At 34.3% G+C, this 21,717-nt stretch carries 20 protein-coding genes; 3 read left to right on the top strand and 17 right to left on the bottom strand.

The annotated features are described in order from the left end of the window. Nucleotides 1-4: 4 nt before the first annotated feature. The 5 genes from EGX70_RS03515 to EGX70_RS03535 form a co-directional block, all read right to left on the bottom strand. Nucleotides 5-1,873, bottom strand: coding sequence for a PTS beta-glucoside transporter subunit IIBCA (locus tag EGX70_RS03515; protein ID WP_000170543.1), 1,869 nt, complete (start codon nucleotides 1,871-1,873; stop codon nucleotides 5-7). After that, nucleotides 1,866-2,717 carry a BglG family transcription antiterminator LicT gene (licT, locus tag EGX70_RS03520; RefSeq protein WP_000584608.1) on the bottom strand — a complete coding sequence of 284 codons (852 nt, stop codon included), beginning with the start codon at nucleotides 2,715-2,717 and terminating at the stop codon, nucleotides 1,866-1,868. The genes EGX70_RS03515 and licT overlap by 8 nt, the downstream gene beginning before the upstream one ends. A 337-nt stretch (nucleotides 2,718-3,054) precedes the next feature. Then, complete coding sequence (gene sodA, locus EGX70_RS03525) at nucleotides 3,055-3,663, bottom strand: superoxide dismutase SodA (protein WP_000974719.1); 609 nt, start codon at nucleotides 3,661-3,663, stop codon at nucleotides 3,055-3,057. A gap of 79 nt (nucleotides 3,664-3,742) precedes the next feature. Continuing rightward, nucleotides 3,743-4,780 carry a DNA polymerase III subunit delta gene (holA, locus tag EGX70_RS03530; RefSeq protein ID WP_000560292.1) on the bottom strand — a complete coding sequence of 346 codons (1,038 nt, stop codon included), beginning with the start codon at nucleotides 4,778-4,780 and terminating at the stop codon, nucleotides 3,743-3,745. Between the two features lie 53 nt (nucleotides 4,781-4,833). Then, on the bottom strand, nucleotides 4,834-5,562 hold the full coding sequence (locus EGX70_RS03535) for a class I SAM-dependent methyltransferase (protein ID WP_123947921.1): 729 nt from the start codon (nucleotides 5,560-5,562) through the stop codon (nucleotides 4,834-4,836). A gap of 175 nt (nucleotides 5,563-5,737) precedes the next feature. On the opposite strand from EGX70_RS03535, the gene EGX70_RS03540 reads away from it, so the two are divergent. Beyond that, nucleotides 5,738-6,730 (top strand): alpha/beta hydrolase fold domain-containing protein, encoded by a 993-nt coding sequence (locus tag EGX70_RS03540; RefSeq protein ID WP_000800998.1) that lies wholly within the window; start codon nucleotides 5,738-5,740, stop codon nucleotides 6,728-6,730. Nucleotides 6,731-6,788: 58 nt separating this feature from the next. Here the strand turns inward: EGX70_RS03540 and EGX70_RS03545 are convergent, their stop codons facing one another. The 5 genes from EGX70_RS03545 to EGX70_RS03565 form a co-directional block, all read right to left on the bottom strand. Continuing rightward, the gene (locus EGX70_RS03545; RefSeq protein WP_000200830.1) at nucleotides 6,789-7,733 is read right to left on the bottom strand and encodes a LacI family DNA-binding transcriptional regulator; all 945 of its coding nucleotides are present in this window, start codon (nucleotides 7,731-7,733) and stop codon (nucleotides 6,789-6,791) included. A gap of 10 nt (nucleotides 7,734-7,743) precedes the next feature. Beyond that, nucleotides 7,744-8,553 carry a Cof-type HAD-IIB family hydrolase gene (locus EGX70_RS03550; RefSeq protein WP_000153219.1) on the bottom strand — a complete coding sequence of 270 codons (810 nt, stop codon included), beginning with the start codon at nucleotides 8,551-8,553 and terminating at the stop codon, nucleotides 7,744-7,746. Between the two features lie 125 nt (nucleotides 8,554-8,678). Then, nucleotides 8,679-10,916: a DNA internalization-related competence protein ComEC/Rec2 gene (locus tag EGX70_RS03555; RefSeq protein WP_123947923.1), complete on the bottom strand. Its 2,238-nt coding sequence runs from the start codon at nucleotides 10,914-10,916 to the stop codon at nucleotides 8,679-8,681. Beyond that, nucleotides 10,900-11,553 carry a helix-hairpin-helix domain-containing protein gene (locus EGX70_RS03560; RefSeq protein ID WP_000461744.1) on the bottom strand — a complete coding sequence of 218 codons (654 nt, stop codon included), beginning with the start codon at nucleotides 11,551-11,553 and terminating at the stop codon, nucleotides 10,900-10,902. The genes EGX70_RS03555 and EGX70_RS03560 overlap by 17 nt, the downstream gene beginning before the upstream one ends. Nucleotides 11,554-11,652: 99 nt before the next feature. Then, nucleotides 11,653-12,393, bottom strand: coding sequence for a 1-acyl-sn-glycerol-3-phosphate acyltransferase (locus EGX70_RS03565; protein ID WP_000500220.1), 741 nt, complete (start codon nucleotides 12,391-12,393; stop codon nucleotides 11,653-11,655). 134 nt (nucleotides 12,394-12,527) lie between these two features. Here EGX70_RS03565 and EGX70_RS03570 point away from each other — a divergent pair, with 134 nt between their 5' ends. Both EGX70_RS03570 and EGX70_RS03575 read left to right on the top strand, forming a co-directional pair. Further along, nucleotides 12,528-13,292 carry a tRNA1(Val) (adenine(37)-N6)-methyltransferase gene (locus EGX70_RS03570; protein WP_000567425.1) on the top strand — a complete coding sequence of 255 codons (765 nt, stop codon included), beginning with the start codon at nucleotides 12,528-12,530 and terminating at the stop codon, nucleotides 13,290-13,292. Further along, nucleotides 13,285-13,551, top strand: coding sequence for a GIY-YIG nuclease family protein (locus EGX70_RS03575; RefSeq protein WP_000598736.1), 267 nt, complete (start codon nucleotides 13,285-13,287; stop codon nucleotides 13,549-13,551). The genes EGX70_RS03570 and EGX70_RS03575 overlap by 8 nt, the downstream gene beginning before the upstream one ends. 184 nt (nucleotides 13,552-13,735) lie before the next feature. On the opposite strand, the gene EGX70_RS03580 is transcribed toward EGX70_RS03575, so the two are convergent. The 7 genes from EGX70_RS03580 to EGX70_RS03610 form a co-directional block, all read right to left on the bottom strand. Next, nucleotides 13,736-15,322: a DEAD/DEAH box helicase gene (locus EGX70_RS03580; RefSeq protein ID WP_000673089.1), complete on the bottom strand. Its 1,587-nt coding sequence runs from the start codon at nucleotides 15,320-15,322 to the stop codon at nucleotides 13,736-13,738. A 234-nt stretch (nucleotides 15,323-15,556) separates the two neighbouring features. Continuing rightward, nucleotides 15,557-16,387 (bottom strand): MetQ/NlpA family ABC transporter substrate-binding protein, encoded by an 831-nt coding sequence (locus tag EGX70_RS03585; protein WP_000735504.1) that lies wholly within the window; start codon nucleotides 16,385-16,387, stop codon nucleotides 15,557-15,559. A gap of 15 nt (nucleotides 16,388-16,402) precedes the next feature. Then, on the bottom strand, nucleotides 16,403-17,065 hold the full coding sequence (locus EGX70_RS03590) for a methionine ABC transporter permease (RefSeq protein ID WP_123947925.1): 663 nt from the start codon (nucleotides 17,063-17,065) through the stop codon (nucleotides 16,403-16,405). Further along, nucleotides 17,058-17,792, bottom strand: a complete 735-nt coding sequence (locus tag EGX70_RS03595) for an ATP-binding cassette domain-containing protein (protein ID WP_000582850.1) — start codon at nucleotides 17,790-17,792, stop codon at nucleotides 17,058-17,060. Before EGX70_RS03595 ends, EGX70_RS03590 begins: the two co-directional genes overlap by 8 nt. Before the next feature lie 120 nt (nucleotides 17,793-17,912). Then, nucleotides 17,913-18,293, bottom strand: coding sequence for a PH domain-containing protein (locus EGX70_RS03600; RefSeq protein ID WP_000510901.1), 381 nt, complete (start codon nucleotides 18,291-18,293; stop codon nucleotides 17,913-17,915). Nucleotides 18,294-18,378: 85 nt separating this feature from the next. Further along, nucleotides 18,379-19,923, bottom strand: coding sequence for a peptide chain release factor 3 (locus tag EGX70_RS03605; protein WP_000174832.1), 1,545 nt, complete (start codon nucleotides 19,921-19,923; stop codon nucleotides 18,379-18,381). Between the two features lie 176 nt (nucleotides 19,924-20,099). Beyond that, the gene (locus tag EGX70_RS03610; RefSeq protein ID WP_123947927.1) at nucleotides 20,100-21,638 is read right to left on the bottom strand and encodes an LPXTG cell wall anchor domain-containing protein; all 1,539 of its coding nucleotides are present in this window, start codon (nucleotides 21,636-21,638) and stop codon (nucleotides 20,100-20,102) included. Between the last annotated feature and the right edge of the window lie 79 nt (nucleotides 21,639-21,717).

The following is a 21,717-nucleotide window of genomic DNA, read 5'->3' on the forward strand; positions in this document are numbered from 1 at the left end:
CCTTTTAAAGAATTACAAGTAAATCATCTTCATTTGTAACCATTGTCTCTGCGTCTTTAACGATAATTTCAAGTTGGTCAATTGAATTTGTAACTACAACCGGACTAATAAGAGAATACCCCTTTGAACTAATAAAATCAATATCCATTCGCAAAAGTAACTGTCCTCGTTTAACAAAATCGCCAACTTTGACCAATTGTTCAAAACCTTCTCCATTTAGTTCTACAGTATCTATTCCAATATGGATTAACACTTCGACTCCCTTATCATCCTTTAAGGCAATGGCATGTTTTGTAGGAAATAAACTTATAATTTCACCATCAAATGGTGCATAAACTTCACCCACACTAGGAGTGATTGCTAAACCTTCACCTAGTAATTTAGATGAAAATGTTTCATCGGGTACTTTAGATAAAGGTAATACATTGCCTACCATAGGTGAATACAATGTCTCTTTTTTTGATAAACCACTTCTAATATGTGTGTGCTCTTGAGCATTAATACTACTTTTTTCGTTTTCTCCTTCATCAATTCCCAAGAACCATGTAATAATGAAAGTCAAAATAATAGTAGCTATTGCTGCAATAACAGCATTACTGAAATTATTGCCCCCCTGTGGATTGATATATTGTGGCAAACCAATAATAGATGGTACTACAAATGTATAGGAAGCAATATTAACTAATCCAATATAAGCTCCTACTAAACCACCTGATATCATTGCAGCGTATAAAGGCTTCTTGAATTTCAGTGTGACACCATAAAGTGCAGGTTCTGTGATACCAGCTAGTAGTGCTGATAAACCTGCTGCAAAGGCCACCTGACGTGTTTGTTTTTGTTTAGCCTTAACTGCAACAGCAAGAGAAGCCGCACCTTGAGCTAAATTAGAAGCTAACATTGCTGGTAAAATCAAAACATCTGGTGTCGCAACAGAAGCAGCTAAAAATATTGGAGCAAATGCCCAGTGCATTCCTGTCATAACAACCAATGGCATAATAGCACCAAGAATAGATAAAGCTAACCATGGCGCCACATGGTAAATCGAAAGCATTGCACTAGACAATCCTTTACCAATAATTACCCCCAGTGGCCCCACGACCACTAAAGCTAAAAAGCCAGAAATGAGAATAATCAAAGTCGGTTGTAAAAAACTCTTCATTACACTAGGAACAATTTTATTAATCCATCTCTCAATATATTGCATAAGAAAAACCATAATTAAGATTGGAATAACAGAAGAACCATAACTAGCCAGTGTAACCGGAGCTCCAAATAAAGATAATGGTTTTCCTTCAGCTACCATTGTCACAAAAGCAGGGTGTAAGAGAATCCCTCCTACTGTAGCAGCTAATACAGGTGTAACTTTAAATCGTGACGCAGCTGAATAAGCAATCATTATTGGCATAAAATAATAAGCGGCATCACCAAAAAAATTGATAAAAGCTACTGTTTGAGAACTAGAGCTTGCTATACCGAGCATAGGGAGCAAAATACCTATAACCTTGAGCATCCCTCCTCCTAGAAGAGCAGGTATAAGCGGCGTAATGACTCCTGCAATCGTTTCAATTAATTTCTCAAGTATTGAACTCTTTTTTTGTGATGAAAATTCTCTGGTAGTATTTTCAAAATGACCTAAGGCCAAAAAAGCATTATAATAATTATTGACATCATTTCCCAAAATAATTTGGTATTGATCATTTTTACGCATAACACCGATAACATTCGGAATAGTTTTAATAACCTGATCGTTGACAATTTCATCATTGTCTAAAACTAATCGTAATCGTGTCACACAGTGGGTTACGTGTTGAATATTTTTTTCTCCCCCTACTGCTGCTAAAATAGCTTTAGCAGTCTCTTGGTATTTAGTCATCTGATATCTCCTTTAAATTTTTAACTAATCGTTTAACATGCACCGTCAGATATAGGAGTTCACTTGAATTAAGTTGATATTGGTATTGGATAGCCATATTGTTGCCGATCTCTTTAACACATTTATATTCTCTCGGATATTTTTTCTTAACTACCAAAAGTAAATCAGCATCATCATCTTCGTATTTCATTCCTGATAAAACGCGTTGAGCAAATAATTTGGTATGTGTCATGAAACGATAATAATCAATTGAACTTTCATCTAGTTCTGTTCGAAAATCTATTTTTACTTTCTGTTCAATGTAAGATACAATCTCAGTGATTTTATGCGCTTCATTAAACGGATTATCCAATCCAGCATTTACAAAGTGCATAGCAATAAAAGCCGACTCATCGATTGTTAAACAAATGCCCAATTCATCCTTTATAAGTTCCAGAGCCTTCATCCCAATGGAGTATTCATCAGGATAGTAACGTTGGATTTCCAACCTTAGTGGATTTTGGATAACCATTCCTTGTTCATGTCTTTCAATAGCCGAATGAATATGATCTGTCAAATTGATATAAAGAATTTCATCTAAGTTCTTACCCAATTTGATTTTACCTAGGTTGATAATTCGTTCTGAACATGCAACTACTTCTTCTGGAACAGTAATAAATAACTCCGTAAAACGGTTCATGTTATCACTATTTTTTAAAACAAATGACTTCTCAATAGCATCGCTATTAATCCTATCACCTATTCTTTTCTTAAATGCAATTCCTTTCCCCATCAGTAGCACATCTAATCCTTGATGTGTTACTGATATGACTGCATTATGATTTAATACGCGTTTTATAATCATTAAAGTCCTAGTCCTTCACTCGCACAATAAAAAATGACCCATCCAAGACACAACAAAAAGTCGTCGTTGAATAGGTCCCTGCTCACAAAATGTGATAACATCCTTTATTATGCAATTTTATCTGTTATCAGCTTGCTTACCTTAAATAATAACACCTGAAAACGTCTTAATTTTATCATTTCTTACTAATCTTGTCAAGCGCTTTCAATAAACTTATTCGCTTAGTTGAAGATAATAGGACTATTCTAGTTTTATCTGAGTTTGGACTTCTAGACTTTTAAAAAACATTATCAACTTTTAGAATAATAAAAAAACGAGCCTATCGACTCGTTTTTTATTAAGCTTTAGCAGCTTGGTAAAGTTCATTTACTTTATTCCAGTTAATAATTTCAAAGAAAGCTTTGATGTAGTTAGGACGAACATTACGATAGTTTAAGTAATAAGCATGCTCCCATACATCAAGCCCTAAAATAGGTTTCTTGCCTTCCATAATTGGAGTATCTTGATTGGCAGTTGAAAGCACTTCAAGTTTGCCTTCAGCATTAACAACAAGCCAAGCCCAACCTGAACCAAAACGTCCTGTTGCTGCTGCTGTGAAAGCAGCTTTAAAGTCTTCAAATGAACCAAAAGTTGCATTAATGTCTTCAGATAACTCTTGTGAAATTTGAGTTTCTTCTGGTGACATCAATTCCCAGAAAAGAGCGTGGTTAAGATGTCCACCACCGTTATTGATGACTGCCTGACGAATATCTTCTGGAATTTGAGAAACATCAGCTAAGAGCGCCTCTAAGTCTTCTCCAATTTCAGGATGTTTCTCAAGAGCAGCATTTGCATTAGCAACATAAGTTGCATGGTGCTTATCATGATGTAGTGTCATTGTCTCAGCATCAATATGTGGCTCAAGCGCATCATATGCATAGGGTAAATCTGGTAAAATAATTGCCATGTCGAAATCCTCTTTTCATCTATTATTACCCTTATTCTATAGGAATTTGGAACAGCTTTCAACTCTTTTGTTTCTTTAATTAGGGCTTTTTATGAGCAATTTTTAATAAGGCTAAATCAAAGAGATAATCCTTATCATAAGTCCCTCTTTTAATAGCATAGTCAGTCTCGATTAAAATCCTAATCGCTTCTTTTAAAAAAGCAAGGGGAAGGTTTCTAGAATCTCTGACAGCAAATTTTACTTGATAAGGGTTGATTTTACGTCCTATGTAATGGGATAGTTCAGAAACAATTTGACTCTCTGACTTCCCTTTACTAGCCAATATTTTAACTTGCAAAAACATCCGAAACTGTCCTAACATGATTGCAATCAATTTGATTTCGTCTTCGCCTTGTAGACGTAAATCTCTTACTAAATCACGCGCTAAATCTATCCTGCCAAGTAAGACATCTTGAGTCAAATCAAATATATTATCTTGCAGGCTTTTAGGGATAGCCTCTCTAACATCATTGGACGAAATATGACCGTCTGTTTTATATGACTTTAAGAAAGCGATATTCGTTAAAGTATCACTAAAATCATAGTTAGACTTAATCAATAACTCATCAAAAACACCTGCTTCAAAAACTAATCCTTCTTGGTGAGCATATTTTTGAAAATACGTCTTTAAATCTGATTCTTTTAAAGTATTAGCCTCTAAAACACGAGCATCACGTTTCAATAACTTTACAAGTCGACGTTTTCCATCAAGTTTTCCTGGAGCACAAATAACAAGTCTCGTAGTATCTACAGGATTCTGCAAGTAGGCTTCAAAGCGCTTCATTGCTTGTTCATCTAAATAAGTTTTTTTATCAGTTGTAATATCTTGAAACTGATCAAAAATAACAACCTTGTAGTCTGATAAAAAAGGTAAACTTTCTAAGTCTAATTCCGCATTTTGATAGTCTTCTTCACTTAAATCAAAATAAGAATAGGCTAAATCGTCTTTATTGAATCCAATTACCTGAAATAGCTTCTCTTTCATCTGAGCATATTGCCCTAAATCTTCTCCTGCTAAAACAGTTACTAACCCTAAATTATCTGGGGTAATTCTCCCAATTTCTTCAATCGCAATCATATTCCTTATTATACCATAAGGAAACTTTTCAAGGTGTCAAATAATACTTAAAATCATTCATCAACTCTATGAGAAATAATTCCAAATTGACAATCTCGGATAAAATGGTCATTATTCTCTTCTAATTCTTTTTGTAAATTGACATCTTCTAATCCCTGAAGGTCACTATATTTTTGTATTCTTTCTTTCATGATATTTAGTAGCCAAGATAAATCTGTACCAGTTTGTGACGTTTGAATGACATTTTCTGATACAAAATGGTCAACGATTAAGCCTGCTTCTAACATTAATTGCTCAAGTTGACTTCCAATATGAATGTGTCCTCCTTCCTTCTCAACAGTTTGCCAGATTAGTGATTGTATTTTATTCATATTTACAAAGCTAGGCTTAGCTAGTTCTAAACACATTGCATCACTTTCTTGAAAAACATAAAAACCATTTGGCTTTAACAAAGGTGTTAAACTTTCTATTACTTTCTTTGGATCTTTTTGATACATTAATACACGACGTCCAATAATTGCATCAAAACTTTTTGTTTCAAAGGAGGAAAGTGCTGCTAAATCTGCGTTTTGATAACTAACATTAGCATAGCCATTATCATGTCTAGCTTGCCATAAAAGTTGCTCATTAATATCAATTCCTACAACATCACCTTCTTTACCAACGATATCAGCAGCCAAACGCGTCAATTCCCCACTACCACAACCAATATCCATAACTCTCATACCGGGCTGCAAAGCTTTTTTTAATAATGCTTTTGGAAAATCTTCTCTGTGAAACATAATAACACTCTCCTCTCTTCTATTTTAGCAAATTAAAGGTTAATACGTACTATCAGCAAAAAATTATAATAGGTTGAAATTTTATAGCATTATTTTCTTGTTTTCGTATCTACTTTATTATAGAATAACAACTAATCATTTTTAGCATGACGAGCTCAATTACAAAAGGATAATCATGAAAAACTATCGAAAACTTATTGTACTACTACTTCTAACCTTTTTTGTCATTTTTATGGGAGCATATGCTTACACGCATATTGTTGAAAAAAGATCCCTAACTAGCAATACTATTGAAAAAACTCTACCTGTGGTAAATCAGATTAAGCCTCAAACCATCAAAGAATACCAAAATTACTTAACTAAGGTAGCTAAACGTAATGTTCTTCCTGTAGACATTCCTCAGGCATTAAATAATGAAAAGGTAGAAATTACCGCTACTGATGGCATGCAAACATTCACTTGGAATGATAAAAATAATCCTAAGCAAAAGGTTATCTTCTATGTTCATGGAGGATCATATATCCATCAAGCTTCTGAATTACAATATATTTTTGTCAATAAACTAGCTAAAAAATTAGATGCAAAAGTTGTCTTTCCTATTTACCCTAAAGCTCCTACATATAATTATAGTGATGCTATCCCCAAAATTAAAAAATTATACCAAAATACATTAGCTAGCGTCACATCTCCCAAACAAATTATCCTAGTAGGTGAAAGTGCAGGCGGAGGTCTTGCTTTAGGTCTTGCTGATAACCTTGTCACGGAGCATATCAAACAACCAAAAGAAATTATTTTAATATCACCATGGTTAGATATTGCTACTAATAATCCAAAGATTGAAAAAGTTCAAAAAAAAGATCCCCTTCTTAAAGCTTGGCAATTACAACAAGTAGCTCCTTACTGGGCAAATGGAAAAAAGAATTTTAAAAATCCTCAAGTTAGTCCTCTTTACAGTAGCCAATTTAACAAGATGGCTCCAATATCATTTTTTATAGGAACGCACGATATTTTCTACCCCGATAATCAATTATTACATCAAAAATTAGCAAAAGAAAACATTAAACACCACTATATCGTTGGTCAAAAAATGAACCACGTTTATCCAGTCTTACCGATTCCTGAAGCAGAGACTGCTTTCAAACAAATGCTTAAAATTATCAATCATTAAATAAAAAGGTTTCCAATCAAGTTTAGTTGGAAACCTTTTTTCTATTACTTTTGAATGACTAATTGTCTTGAGATAAAAACTCTGAGAATAAAACTTCTTGACTAATCTTTTCAGCTAAAGCCTGTTTAAAAGCTAATTTCCCTAAATAATAGGATTTGTGGTCAATTGTTGGGAGTTTCAAAAGTTGCCCAACTAATAAACATTCCTGACCAATAATATAAGGACATTTTTTCCTACTTTCTTCATAACCTTTTATTAGCCCTGCCGCAACTTCATCACTTGTAGCTAATATACCATCTATACTAACTTCTTTTACCAATTGATAAGATAAATTTAGTCCATCATTAAAGTCATGAACATTCCCAACTACCATATATGGAGAGGATAGTTGCCCATAGACCTCTTGATAAGCTAATAATGCGGATTGATAGGTAGCAGAGGATTCATTATTCCTTGAAAATAATAAAACTAAGTGCTCCAAACCTCGTAACTTCATATCAGAAAACGCCTCTAGAAATGAAGAATAGCGATCAAGGTAAGCAGAGGATAGATGATTATATTCCTGCAATTTTTCACAAACTACTATTCGTCCATATTTTGCATAAGTTTCAATAATATCGAGGCTAATTGCTCTTGAAGTGAATATTAAAGCATCAATAGCTTCCATCTTGAGCTGTTTCAAGTAGGAAAGTTCTAATTCTTGGTTGTAATCCGAAGGCATCATAACAAGTTGATAGTCGGTAGTTTTAGCAGCATCTAATAGGCCATTTATTAATTGTGTAAAATAAGGATGGCGCGTGTGGGGAATGACGACACCTATTTTTTGTGTTTTGCCTCGACTTAAATCCCGCGCTAGTTGATTTGGTATATAATCCAATTCGGTGATAAGAGCCATTACTTTTTGTCGCGTCTCATCAGAAACATGTGGGTGATGATTGATAACACGGGAAACTGTTGATTTAGCAACACCTGCCTTTTTAGCTATATCACTAATACTTGTCATTATAAGGCTCCTACTTTAAAAATTTTTGAATCCCATATCCCACTCCGTCTTCATCATTAGACTTAGTTAGTTGATATGCTATCGCTTTGATATCATCAAAAGCATTATCCATAACAATAGGGTAACCTACCATTTCAAGCATAGGCAAATCATTATGTCCATCTCCAAATGCAGCCGTTTCTTCTCTAGCTAACTGCTCTTTTTGAAGGATGTAAGCAATTCCTTTAGATTTTTTGGCTAAGAGATGTGTAATTTCAAGATACGCTTTACCTGAACGTTGAATAGTGATTTCTGGTAACTCCAAACTTTGAAGATATTTTTCTAATTCTAGCATATTTGCTTCATCGAAAGTAATCATCATAATTTTAAAAGTATTTGTGTGACCTTCTAAAAACTGATCCTCATTATGAATAAACGTTGGGCATTGTTGAGTTAAACTATGTTCGTATCGGATTCCTTCATCTATTTTATCACAATACCAGTTATTAAGATCGTAATAAGATAAACTAACTTGAGGAAAATGAAACCGTATTCCTCTTAGCAATTGTTTTACTGTGCTTTTTTTAATGATTTGTGTATGAATAGGTAGAACTTGATTATTATCTCCTATTCTATAAATCAATCCTCCATTAAAAGCAACTTGGACTCCTCCTAATTGAAGTGCATCTACGGCATCCTTCATTTCCATAGGTGCCCTAGCAGACACTAAAGTTACTGGAATCGCTGCCTCACGTATTAAGGTAGCGTTACTTTTACTCACTTGTCCTTCACTATTTAATAGTGTACCATCCATGTCACAAAAAATACGTTTGATAGTCATAAAAAATACCTCTCTTCTTCTGAAATCAGTATAAATGCTGGAACCCGTTCCATGTCAAGCTTAAAATTACTGAATTCTTGCGAAAAATAGATTGTATTTAACAGATACGCAATCATTTTTATAAATCAACGAACTGTCTGAATATGCCACTTCCACCATCCTGTTAGCCTAATTGTACCTGATTGATCCGTTCGGAAAATCTTGCTTTTAATCTTTTGGAACCTTTGTAAAGTCTCTTGATGAGGATGCTGGTAACGATTATTTTTACCAGCTGAAACTAGAACCACACTAGGAGACAACTTTTTCAGAAAGGATAGACTTGATGAGCCCTTAGAACCATGATGTCCTGCTTTAAGGATATCTACTGATAAATTAGGATAAGCTTCTAATAACTGCTTTTCTCCCTCTTCCTCCAAATCACCGGTAAATAAGAAGCCTTTTCCTAATAAATGTCCATATAAAACAATTGAATCATTATTTTTTCCATCACCCTTGTGCCATGGGTAAAGTACTTGTAAATAACTTCCCATGACAGCAAGTTTATCACCGGCTTCTATAGATTTTACCGCTACACCTATCTTTGATAAATGCTTAACGTACTGCGAATTCGTTAAAGAACCTGAACTTGTAATCAAACGTGCAACTTTAAAATGCTTTGAGATAACTTCCATATCCCCCATATGATCTGTATCGGTATGAGTTATCACTAAATCATCTATCTTGCTAATACCTCTGCTTTTCAAGTAAGGAATGAGCGTTCTCTTAGCATTAGACTGATTTACTTTTTGTTTCCATTCTTCAGGCTGTTCAAATCTCACCCTTCCCCCAGTATCAATTAAAATTGTTTTTCCTAACCAATCCCTCACTAAAATACTATCTCCCTGTCCAACATCTAAAATCGCAACCTCGTTAGTAATTGGATTCTTAGTGATAAAAAACAAGGTAAAGATAATAAGAAGGGAGCAATAACGAAAACATTTAGAATGATAATAATCATAAAGTAATCCCAAAATTATAATCATGACTATTAAAAGAAAAAGGCTGGGCTTTCCAAAAATAAGTGGCCTTGGAAACAGTTGCCCAGTCCATTTTAATAACACTTCTAGGATTTCAAACAAACTATTAATACAACTTAATTTAACGATAGGCGATAAGACAAATATAACAGTTAATAAAGGCAAAAATATAATATCAAATGCAAAAGATAAAAGTGCTGTTAATATAATTGATATTGGTTGAAAACCCGAAAAATAGTAGGTTAGTATGGGAAGAATTCCTACAGAGACTGTCAAAGATTCGATAGCTACTTTTTTTATACTCGAAAAATGATCAAAGGAGGTCATCGTAAGTATAAAAGCATAAGCAAAGCTAAGAACTCCTCCCGTAGTCAAAAGTGAGTGGGGGAGGGAGATAAGACAAATTAACAAGCAGAGAGCAAAGTTCTCATCTTTCTTGACACCGCTATGTGATAATAAAGATTGAATAAGTGCCCTAACGACTGAGATACTAAAGCCTGTTAAACCAGCATAAATTAGCGAGAATGGTATTTGAAGTAACCAAACATGGTCTAGACGTAAGCCAATACGTAGACAGATATAACGAAAAATACCGAGAAAAAAACCTACTTGCATACCTGACAAAGCAAATAAATGTATAATACCTAGACTACTATATAAATCGGACATGTCATCAAAGGTCTTATCTAGATATCCAAACAAAAGCCCTGACATATAGTGACGCATAGGATTTGGAAAAGTTTGACTAATAACAATTGCACTTCTACGCCACTTAGACATAAGAGCAAAGAAAGACCTATGTTGAAATAAGCGTATCTGTTTTATCTTTGTCACTTTGGCGATACGATAAATTCCATGTCTTTTTAAATACTGACGATAATCAAAGCCATTAAAATGCCTTCTCTCCTCTGCTTCTTCAAGTTTGATATCTGCAATTATCATTATATTATTATCAAGATTTTGAAAATAATCTTTCTCACTTTTATTTTTTAATGTGTAAAAAGCTTGATAAGTGTTACCTGAAGCATCTGCCTGGAATGATAAAACATCACCATTGATAGAAATAGTATCAATACGCACTTTAATCTGGCTAATATGATTCGGTACTCTTTGATATTGGACATTCATATTGTGATTTTGCCATAAAAAATAAAATAAGAAAAAAATTACTATTGCTATTGTTTTAAAAATAGTTTCACGATCATATTGATAAATCAGAAAAATTAAAGAAAATAAAAGAAAGGCACAACCAAGCATTGTCCAAGAAAACACTAGTAAGTAAATTTGGAAGACCAACAATGCTAAATAAATAGGTTTTAGAGGAAAATACTTAGTCAATTGTAACATCTTGACGTAATTTTTCTAGTGTTTTCTCACCAATACCTGATACGTTTTTGAGGTCATCAATAGTTTTAAAACCACCTTGACTATCACGATAATCTAAAATATCTTGAGCTCTTTTAGCCCCAACGCCTGATATGGTCTGAAGACTTGATAAATCTGCTTTATTAAGATTAATTTTCCCCTTACTATTTCCCTGAGTAGCGATATTATTTGCTTTCTCCTCTTCCACAACAGTTATTTTTTCACCTTTTTGAGCAACATAGATAACCGTCTCATCTTGTAATTTCTGTGCTAGATTAACGGATTTACTATCAGCGAGATTGCTTAGTCCACCTGCACGCTTAATCGCATCTGTTACACGACTTTGAGAAGGCAAACTATAAACACCTGGATGATTGACTGCCCCTTTTACGTCAACCGTTACTTGATTAGATACTTTATCTTTGACGTGACTAATCATTGGTACCTTTTTTTCTGTTATAGTTGATACTTTTTTCTCTAAATTGATATTTAAATTGTCTTCTTTATGATGAGTGCCAAAATGATTTAAACCCAAAATTCCAAATAATAAGAGTCCTACAATAATTCCTGTTGTCTCCCATTTATGCGATTTAATTTTTTCCAATACTATTTCAAACATAAAAATATTCCTCCATTTACTTATTCGTAACTAAAGAGATTTTCCTATTAAAAACCCAAAAAACTATTTACTAAAAAGTAAATAGTTTCCATGTAACCCTTATTTTAGATGTTTTTGTGGATCCCACACAAAGCTTGCTAAATAACTAAAAATTAGAGTTAGGACAAGCAAGACAATAGCTATAATTGCTAAAGGTAGACGATAAATATAAGTCAATGGATTTAATTTCTTACCATCATCATAAGTTTCATTTTCTCTATCTAAACGATCAAATTCTTCCTGAATACGACGAGATACTTCTGCAATCCCTTCGGCATCCATACGCTTAATATCAGAAACATCAATAGGGTTACCAAAATTCATATCAACACGATGCCCCTTTAATAGATTTTTAAAAACCATAGGACCTCTATATGCTGCTGGCATAATTCTGACTTTTGCCATTTTTGCAATAACAGCTACGCCTCCTTTGACATCTTTGGAGTGGCGGCTTCCACTCGGAAACATCACCAAAGAACGGTTGCTATTTTTCAGCATCTTTACAGGATATCGAATAGCATCTTGCCCTGGCTTTTCACGATCAATAGGGAAAGCACCACACATTTTAATCCACCAACCAAACAAACGATTCGTGAATAATTCTTTTTTGGCCATAAAAATAAACTGTTTGGGTCTAGCAGCAAAAGCCATGTACACAGGATCCCAAAATGTTCTGTGTGGAGCTACTAAAATATAATTTTCATCATCTTTTAACATTTTATCTTCATTATGATAGTGCGCATTACCATTAGCCACCCAAATCAAGAACATAACTAAAGTACGTAAGTAAGTATAGAACATGTTTCTCCTCTACCTTTCATCAAGTAACTTCTATTTTATCATGCTTCCTTTTTTTTAGAAAGAATTATCTTAAAATCAACCTCCACACTTTCAAAACTAGTGCTAGGAAGCTGTAATTTTGCTATAATAAGCCTATGATAGATACAATTTTAAAAGAAAATGAACGCATTGATCAGCTTTTTTCAACTGATGTCAAAATCATCCAAAACAAAGAAGTTTTTTCCTATTCCATAGATAGTGTTTTATTGTCTCGGTTCCCTAAACTTCCTTCTCGTGGTCTTATCGTTGACTTATGTAGTGGTAATGGTGCTGTCGGTTTGTTTGCCAGCACCAAAACAAATGCGACAATTATAGAGATCGAACTACAAGAGAGCCTTGCGGATATGGCTAAGCGTTCGATTAAGCTCAATAAATTGGAAAAACAGGTTACTATGATTAATGATGATTTAAAAAATCTTCTTGATCATGTTCAACGTTCAAACGTTGATTTAATGCTTTGCAATCCACCTTATTTCAAAGCAAGCGAAACCTCTAAAAAAAATCTAAGCCCGCATTATCTCCTTGCAAGACACGAAATAACAACAAACCTTAGAGAGATTTGTCAAATTGCTCAACATGCTCTAAAAACAAAAGGACGTATCGCTATGGTACATCGTCCAGACCGTTTCCTTGAAATTATTGATACGATGCGTCAGTTCAATTTAGCACCTAAACGTATCCAATTTGTTTATCCAAAATTAGGAAAAGATGCTAATATGCTTTTAATTGAAGCTATTAAAGATGGCTCGACAGAAGGTATGAAAATACTTCCTCCTCTTGTTGTTCATCAAGATAATGGAGACTATACTGAGACTATTTTTGATATATATTTCGGAGAAAACGGAAAATCTCATGATTAAAGTTCCTGCTTATATGTATGTTTTAGAATGTTCAGATGGAACACTTTATACAGGTTATACTACAGATGTCAAGCGCCGTCTCAATACACACAATACTGGAAAAGGTGCTAAATATACTCGTGCGAGATTGCCAGTAAAACTTCTTTATTCTGAAGCTTTTAATAGCAAACAAGAAGCAATGAGGGCAGAAGCATTATTTAAACAAAAGACTCGGCAAGCAAAATTGACTTATATTAAACAACATAAAAATGAACAATAATACGATAATATACTAAGTGTAATGAGCCTATCCTCGCTTCTTTAACTTTTAAATTTCAACCTCACTTTAATCTTTTGTCTTCATTCTTAAAGTTATAAGGCAATTTTATGGATATCACTATCTACGCTTTATCTTACAAAAAATTAAAAAGGAGTCGCTCAGCAACTCCTTTTTCATAATCCTCTTATTTATCGCCTTTGTTGCGAATAACAAATCCAGTTTGTTTTTCACTTGAAGTGTTTTTATGAGGTTTTTTATTTTCTTGACGACGATTATCTTTCTTGAACTTATCATCACGACGTTTAAAATCACAACGACCACCACGATCATCACGGTCACGATTTCCACGACGATCACCACGATCATTGCGTCGACGATCGCCACCACGGCCATTGCCTCGTCCACCTTTACCTTTAAAGCCACCACCTGATGGTTTAAATGGTAATGGTTTTTCACGTGTGATTTCAACTTCTGGTAACGATTCTGGATCCTGAACTGTTAAGCTTAAGACATAAAGAGCAAGTTCTTCTGGTGTGTATTGAGTTGCTAATTCTAAAGCATCGGCTTTAAATTTATCAAATTTAGAAACTAATTCCTGATCCTCAAAGTCACGTGCAATACGTTTCAATGCAACTTTTTTCTTAGCCTGAAATGCTTCGCTTGCAGTAGCAGGCTTCATTCCAGTCATACGTTTTTTAGTTAAGTTTTCAATAATTGTCAAATATCCCATTTCGTTTGGTGAAACAAAAGTGATAGATTGACCAGATTTACCAGCACGACCAGTACGTCCAATACGGTGAACATAACTTTCGGGATCTTGGGGAATATCATAGTTGTAAACATGTGTAACGCCTGAAATATCTAAACCACGCGCAGCAACATCTGTGGCAACAAGAATATCAATATGGTCATTTTTAAAGTCTCTGATAACACGAAGACGTTTATTTTGATCTAAGTCTCCATGAATTCCTTCTGCTCGGAAACCACGTAATTTTAGTCCACGAGTTAATTCATCTACACGACGTTTCGTACGTCCAAAGACAATTGACAATTCTGGTTGATCAACGTCCATCAAACGTGTCATAGTATCGAATTTTTCATTTTCCTTAACACGAACATAATACTGATCAACATTCACATTAGTTAATTCAGTTGCTTTAATTTTAACATGCTCAGGATCTTTCATGAATTTAACCCCGATACGTTTGATTGGATCAGGCATTGTCGCTGAGAATAAAAGAGTTTGACGTGTTTCTGGTACACGACTAATGATTGCTTCAATGTCCTCTAAAAATCCCATGTTAAGCATTTCGTCTGCTTCATCAAGAATAAGAGTTTCAATGTGATTAAGTTTAAGTGCTTTACGTTTAATTAAATCAAGTAATCGACCTGGAGTTCCAACAACAACGTGTGCTCCTGAACGTAATGCCTTGATTTGTTTTTCAATACTTGACCCACCATAAACAGAGCGGACCTTAACACCTTTATCGCGTCCAAAACGGAACAATTCTTCTTGTGATTGTACTGCAAGTTCACGTGTAGGAGCAATAATAAGTGCTTGGATAGTATTATCTTCAGTATGAATTTTATTTAAAGTTGGTAACCCAAAAGCTGCAGTTTTTCCTGTACCTGTCTGCGCTTGACCAATGACATCTTTGCCTTCAAGAGCAAGTGGGATAGTCATTTCTTGGATTGGTGATGGCTCTACAAAGCCTGCTTTTTCTACCGCTGAAAGAATATCTTGCGATAAGTTAAGTTCTGTAAATTTCAAATGTTTCTCTTTTCTAAAAGACAGTGCGAAGCTGCCTTATGAACCTTTATTAGTTATCTTTTCTGACAACCTACTTAGTGTAACACAATTAAAAGTAAAAAGATATAAAATAAGGTCAATCTAATAAATAACACGCTTTCATAAATTGCTAGTTCTATTAGTTGCTTCAGAAAATAGAAAAAAGGCAATAAAAACCCACCATCTATAAAGAAGGAGGGTTCATAGTTTATCTATCTAGAACGCAACGGCTGCTTCACTTGGAATCTCCTTAGTGATATAGTGACGAATCTCTTTACTTGTTAGTACTTCTTTAAGTACTTTTATTTTATCACTATTTTTATTATCTTCACGAGCTACCAAGGCACCTGCAAAACGGATATCTGGTTTTTTCTCATATAATAATCTATCCCTTTTAGGAACTAGATTGATTTTTGTCACATATCCAGGGAAATTAAAGACAAGGTCATATTCAAAATAGGCCTGATTGAGGTTAAGTAATGCTACAGGTTCAATTCGTAATTTTTTAGGGTTAGTAATAATATCTTCGATAGCCTTGGTCTTTTTGGACGTATTCTTTAAGGTGATAAGTTTCTTTTCTTGCAATAATAGCAGAGCTCTAGTCATATTGGCAGGATCAGACGGAATCGCTACCTTAGCACCGTCTTTAAGCTCGGCAATATTTTTCAAATGTTGACCATAAAAACCAGCCAATGAATGATAAATTGGTGTAATTGATACTAGATGACCATCATTTTCCTTATTAAAGATACTCATGAAAAATTCATGTTGTAAAAGGTTAGCATCATGTTCTTTGTTTTCTAAAGCAATGTTAGCCTGAATATAGTCAGAGACCATGACAACCTTTAAAGTATATCCTTTTTCCTTTACATTATCTTTAACCAAATCTAAAAAGGTAGATGTAGGTTTGCTGTAAGTTGCAACAGTAATCACCTTTTCTTTACTATTCTTATCTTTAATTTTCTTAGACGACATTGCTTGCTTAGTACATGCCACTAAACATAAAGACATCATGATTAGACATGTTAGGGAAAGTAATTTTTTCATAGTTCCTCTTTTCTTTTATTTTCTTGAGTAGCGGTTTGCTATAAAATAGCCCAAACTCTGTAAGATAAACACATATATTATAAATAAGACAACAATCAAGTACATAACTGGGTAGTCATACTCTTGATAGCCAAAACGATAGGCATATTCACCCAAACCTCCTGCACCAATAACTCCCATTATTGTCGAGTAGCCAAGAATACTTATAGCCGTTGCAGTAAATGATAAAACAAGGTCAATCTTGATGGAGGGGATTAAAAAATAATAAATTATCTGTCTCTTGTTAGCCCCTAGACTGAGAGCTCGATCTACAACAACTTGAGGTATATTTAATAAAGCTTGTTCCACATAACGTGCATACAAACTGACTGAAACCAAAGTAAGAGGTAAGATTGCCGCTATCGTTCCAAATGAGGTCCCAAAAATTAATCGATTGAGAGGGATTAAGATAAAAATTAAAATAAGGAAAGGGACACTCCGTAACGTACCTAAAAATAAATTTAGTAGTTGATAGGCTAAAGAATGTTTAATCAAGTAAGACTTTCTCAATGAAAACAATAAAATACCTGTTGGAAAAGCAATTAGAAAACAAAGAATCAAGGTTAACCCTAACATTAAATTGGTTTCCCAAAATGATTTTAAGATACCTTCGCCATGTTTTTCAATAATGTCAATCATGTAACAAAAACTCCTTTACTTGATCTACGTAGTTTGACTTTAATTGATTCAGAGTTGCTTTCACTGGAACAACAGTATCTACAATAGTCTGGTGATCCAAAATCATTACACGATCACAATATTGTTTTAAAAGAGATAGGTGATGAGCAATCATCAAGATAGAGATACCATATTTTTCACGAAGATCAGACAACAAGTTAAATATCTCTTTTTCACTATTAGTATCTAAGGCAGAGCTGATCTCATCACATAGAATAAGTTTCGGTTTTTGCAAAACAGCCATAGCGATTGCAACTTTTTGTTGCTGCCCACCACTCAAACTATGGCATTTCACCTGTTTTAAATCCATCAAACCTAAAAAATCTAAGATATCATTAATTGCGTCATGATTTACTTTTTGATGATTTAATTTATAAACTAAAGCTAGATGATAATATACACTTTCTCCTGCTAACAAATTATGATTTTGAAAAATATAAGCAATATCTTTACGCATCTGACGTAACTTATTATCAGAAAAAGACTTCACTTCTTTTCCTTGATAATAAATATTTCCTTTATCATAAGGGATTAAGCCATTAATCATCTTCAAAATAGTACTCTTTCCAGTACCATTAGAACCAATCAGACCAACTATCTCGCCTTCTTCTATATTAAAAGAAATATCATCTAATCTAAACTGTGATTTTGGGAAAATTTTTCCAACACTCTTTAATTCTATTATCATTATTTAATACTCCTCAAAAAAATATCTTATCAAAAAAATACAGCGTTTTCAAAATATATGCTTGAGGCCTACTATACTTCAAAATAAAAGCAGTGATAAAAATCACTACTGCTAAATTGTTTATTTTAAAACAGCTGTCGCCAAAGCTTTCTGTATACTCACTATGTTACGGTCGTTCTTAAACTGAAGTACTTCTGCTGGTTCTATTGCTGATGATATCCAAATCTTTAACTCAGCATCTAAATCAAAATGACCACTAGTTTCCACTGTAAAACGTGATATAGAAGCATAAGGTATAGAATTATAAGAAACCTTTTTACCTGTCACCCCCTGTTTATCGACTAAAATTAAACGATAATTAGTAAAAACAATCAAATCACGAATTAAGGTATAAGCTAAATCAACCTGTTCATCTGAAATCAGAATATCAGATAACTGATTCTCGACTTTATCGGTATCCATTTGTGAAGCATTTCCCATTAATCCCGAAAAAATTCCCATGTTAATCTCCAATCTTTTCTATGTATTATAACTATTTTAGTCTAAAAAACTTAAAAAGTCACTCAAATTTGAGTGACTTTAAATTTTACATTTTTTCTTCAAGCTTCACATCAGGATACTTATCAGCAAACCAGCGAAGTGCAAAATCATTTTCAAATAGGAAAACTGGTTGGTCAAAACGATCTTTTGCTAAAATATTTCGGCTTGAAGACATGCGTTCGTCTAAATCGTCTGAGTTAATCCAACGTACAGTCTTTTTACCCATTGGTGTCATAACAACTTCAGCATTGTATTCACCTTCCATACGATGTTTAAAAACTTCAAACTGAAGTTGACCCACAGCACCCAGCATGTATTCGCCTGTCTGATAATTCTTATAAAGCTGGATTGCTCCTTCTTGTACTAATTGCTCAATACCTTTGTGGAATGATTTCTGCTTCATAACATTTTTTGCTGATACTTTCATAAATAATTCTGGGGTAAAAGTTGGTAATGGTTCAAATTCAAATTTATTTTTCCCAACTGTTAAGGTATCCCCAACTTGATAAGTTCCTGTATCATAAACCCCGATAATATCCCCAGCAACAGCATTCGTCACATTTTCACGTGATTCTGCCATAAATTGAGTAACATTGGAGAGCTTAGCACCTTTACCAGTACGTGTCAAATTAACTCCCATACCGCGCTCAAATTCACCAGAAACAATACGAACAAAAGCAATACGGTCGCGATGACGTGGGTCCATGTTAGCTTGAATTTTAAAGACAAAACCTGAAAAATCTTTAGCCAAGGGGTCAATAACATTACCTTCTGTAGTCTTGTGACCATGAGGTTCTGGAGCAAACTCCAAGAAAGTATCAAGAAAAGTCTGAACTCCAAAGTTCGTAAGGGCAGAGCCAAAGAATACTGGAGTTAGGTCACCATCAAGAATAGCTTGTTCTGAAAAGTCATTACCTGCTTCTTGAAGAAGTTCAATATCTTCTTTGACTTGTTCATAAAATGGATTATTGGCAAACAGCTGATCACCGTCTTCAATACTTGCAAAACGCTCGTCTCCCTTATAGAGTTCTAAACGTTTATTATGTAAATCATAAAGCCCTTCAAATGATTTCCCCATACCAATCGGCCAATTCATTGGATAAGAAGCAATACCTAGTACTTCTTCTAACTCTTCAAGCAAATCCAATGGCTCACGTCCATCACGGTCCAATTTATTAATAAACGTAAAAACCGGAATATTACGATGCTTAACAACTTCAAAAAGTTTTTTAGTTTGAGCCTCAATACCTTTAGCCGAATCTACAACCATGACAGCTGCATCCACAGCCATTAAGGTCCGGTATGTATCTTCCGAGAAATCCTCATGTCCAGGTGTATCCAAAATATTAACACGTTTACCCGCGTAATCAAATTGCATAACAGATGAAGTAACAGAGATACCCCGTTGCTTTTCAATATCCATCCAGTCGGACTTTGCAAAAGTACCTGATTTTTTCCCTTTTACTGTCCCTGCTTCTCTAATTTCACCACCAAAATATAATAATTGCTCAGTAATAGTCGTCTTACCAGCATCCGGGTGAGAGATGATGGCAAAAGTACGGCGTTTTTTGATTTCGTCTTGTAATGTCATATTCAATCCTTAGCTTTTATCCATTTCTTAGTATTATTTTCAGTAGTCTCAACTGAAACAATAATCTTGTCTATAACTTTATTATTATAGCGAATTTAACAACATTCTTCAAGTTCAATCTATTTCCGAAGAAAGAAGAGAAGCCTGTGTCTAAAGACCCAAGCTTCTAAAATAAATTATTTTGATCGTGATTTTTTAAGGAAGCCTAACATAATCGCTAACCCTGTTACAATAAAACCAACCAAAGTTAAAATACTAATGGCTTGATCACCAGTTTTAGGCAATTTTTTAGCTAAGGCTGTCATAGCTTTTGGCTTAGCACCTATAGCCTTAACACTTGACTTCAAACTAGAAGATTGACTTTTCGTGAACTTCTTAGGGGAATCGTCCTTTTTAATTTTAATTGGTGCTGTTGGTTTCGAAGTAGGTGGTACTGGTTTTGGAGTATCTAAGAGCTCCTTTTCCTTCTCTTGGTTCATTTCTTTATCCAATTTATCAGGAGTAACAGGTTTTTCTTTCTTAATTTGTTTATCTGTTAGAAAAACACTGACATCACTACCAACAAGGGCAGTTTTAGGCATCTCAATACCATTTACAAAAATATTGTATAACGTTCCTGCCATTAATTTATTGGCGAACCTTGCTTTGCCATCTTTTTCAGTCAAACCTTTTGCAACAATTGTCCCATTTGAATTAGTTAATGTCACTTCTTGGTTTGCTATAGTATTTCCATTAGCATCGTAAACAGTTACAACCGCTGCTTCTGCACTAAATTGAGGTGCTTTGGTACCTTTACCATCTACATAGAATGCAGCCGCTTTATGAGAGCCTGCTACATCAGTTCGAAGAGTATAGCCCTTTGATTTTCCATCAATTGAAACACTGATATTTCTTGATAATGGTAGGTTGGTAAAGATAGCTTGTCCATTATCATTCGTTTTTAAAGAAGCAAGCGCTACTGCTTTACCATCAGTAATATCAGTCAACGTTACTTCTTTTCCCTTAACAACAAGTCCATCTTTATCTAAAGCAGTGACTGTAAAGGTAAAATAATCTTTTTTAGGTGCAACATTAACATATGCACTTCTTGATTCTCCAGGTACAATATCACCAATTTTTTTCCCATCAACAAAATATTGGTAGAATGTTCCATCTAGTAAACGATCAGTAAAGCGAGTTAATCCATTGTCACCAGAAACCAAGCTAGCAATCTCACGACCAGCTTGTGTTTTTAAGGTAACTGTCCTGCCTGAAACAGGTTCAGCATTCTGGTCTCTCACTGTGATGTCTATGGTTTTTTTTGAATACGTTGGCTCATTTGTCCCTACTCCTGTTGCTGTAAAACTAGCTGCTTTACTAGAACCTGCTACGTCAGTTCGAATAGTATATCCTTTTACTTGTCCATCAACAGACACACTAAGGTTACGTTTTATAGGGAGATTATTAAAAATAGCTTGTCCGGCATCATTCGTTTTCACACTTGCAATAATTTTAGGCTGACCACTTGTCACCTCTGACAAAGTTACCAATTTTCCCGGCAAGACATGCGTCTGACTATCTACAACGGTTGCTACAAAACGGAAACCTTGTTGTGCACTTGCTGCCATTACTGGTGTCTCAGCTTTAGCGTTCACAGGTAATTGAGACGTTAATACAATACCTGATAATACCGCTACAGTTACCAAACCTAATTTGGTATTGAATGATTTATTCATTACTATTTTCCTCCAGAAAAAATATATTTCAAAAATAATTAACCGGTTAAGTTTTTATTACGTACTATATCTTAGCAGA

The sequence above is a fragment of the Streptococcus sp. FDAARGOS_522 genome (assembly GCF_003812445.1).
Taxonomy (GTDB): Bacteria; Bacillota; Bacilli; order Lactobacillales; family Streptococcaceae; genus Streptococcus; species Streptococcus agalactiae.